The organism is Sphaerochaeta sp. S2 (genome assembly GCF_016406725.1).
GTDB lineage: Bacteria > Spirochaetota > Spirochaetia > Sphaerochaetales > Sphaerochaetaceae > Sphaerochaeta.
Genome location: NZ_JAEKNT010000073.1, coordinates 1 through 1,515 on the forward strand (window position 1 = coordinate 1; position 1,515 = coordinate 1,515).

Here is a 1,515-nt window from a genome sequence, read left to right on the forward strand (position 1 = left end):
GTTTTCGCCCATGAGTGCATGGATTTCACCTTTTCGGAGCTTGAAGTCTACGCAATCCAGAGCTTTGACGCCAGGAAATGATTTGCTGATATCCTTCATTTCAAGTATGGTTTCTGACAACAATCAAAGGTCTCCTTTTACTGATACGGTACGAGCTAATTGCGGTGCGGCATGCAGAATTATTTCTGCGCACCGCACTGCAAATACTACATTGTTGTGATTACAAATACTTACCTTGTGATTACACCTTTACCTGGATCGGCATTGATTCCCCATTTCTCGATGAGTTCATCAGTAATCGTGTCAGTAGTTAAGAGCAACTCTTCCTGGTAGACTATGCCACTGGGCATCTTTCCACTCTTGATCCATTCAGAGATCTGAGCAGCCTGACGTGGGTTACATTGCATGTCAGCATCCCAGTAACCAGCCTGTACGTTTCTGAGTGCAAAGCGGTTGAAGTCAAATCCAATGACCTTGACCTTTCCACCCTTACCGTGACTGATCCCAGCTGCTTCAAGTGCCTGCACGGCACCTTGTGCCATACCATCGTTCTGAGCGTAGATGACGTTGAAATCCTTGCCTGCGGCAATTGCTGCTTCAACAACTTTACGAGCTTCTTCAAGACTCCAGCTGTCTCCACCGGTTCCATCGGCAACTATGTTGAGTTTGCCTGCTTTTGCGGCTTCCAGTACTGCTGCACTTCGGCCAATTTCAGCTGCAGAACCCATCTGTCCGCGAATAAGGATCAGATTGATCTCATCAAGATCAAGTCCCAATACCCATTCCACTGCCTTTTCACCTTCATAGGCCATGTCAGAGAGAATAGCGGCCTGGTAATTGGAGGGGTCAGTGTCAATTGCACGGTCAAAGAGAATTACCTGAATTCCTGCATCCTTTGCAGACTTCAAAGTGTCATCCCATCCAGAAGCGTTTGCTGCTGAGATCAAAAGGTAGTCCACTCCGTCTCGGATGTAGCCTTTTGCTGCAGCGATCTGCTCGCTGTTGTCCATGGTGTTGGTCTGTTTTGCGTCATAGCCGTTTGCTTCTGAGAATACAGCATTCATGTCTTCAACATTAGCCTGACGATATCCGGATTCTTCTGGTGGTAGATTTACAATACCAACCTTAGTTAGACCAGATTCTTGCACACCAGCGGCGAACAGAGCGCCCGATCCCAGTATAACCAGAACCAATAAAATACCTAGAGTTTTTTTCATGTGTCCCTCCTTTTAAGGAATCATAAAAATAGATTGTTTTTTTGCGGCAACGCCGCATCTAGTAATAAAATCCTAAGGTCGGGTATGTCAGAAGTACATGAGGTATTCTATTGAGTTTGGTAAGATATCTTACGCTTTCAAGTCAAATCTCGAGAAAGGAGAGAAAAGGTTAGTTATCTTATTACAAAGGTTTGTTTTCTTACGATTCTAGATGGTTTCAAAGCTCATATTCAGGGATTAAGTAATAAAAGACTTTTCCTTCTTAGCTAGAAAGGAGATCCTCTTCTAAGTAGCAGGG

Annotated in this window: 1 protein-coding gene and 1 pseudogene; both read right to left on the bottom strand. The window is 44.7% G+C overall.

Annotated elements, in window-relative coordinates:
- Positions 1-99: pseudogene (locus JF818_RS16610) on the bottom strand (sugar ABC transporter ATP-binding protein); the annotation flags it as partial.
- A 131-nt stretch (positions 100-230) separates the two neighbouring features.
- Positions 231-1,217 (bottom strand): substrate-binding domain-containing protein, encoded by a 987-nt coding sequence (locus JF818_RS01850; RefSeq protein ID WP_198890294.1) that lies wholly within the window; start codon positions 1,215-1,217, stop codon positions 231-233.
- Positions 1,218-1,515 lie beyond the last annotated feature (298 nt).

Coding starts and splice junctions, on each gene's coding strand:
- JF818_RS01850 (WP_198890294.1), bottom strand. CDS start 1,217: ATGAAAAAAACTCTAGGTATTTTATTGGTTCTGGTTATACTGGGATCG.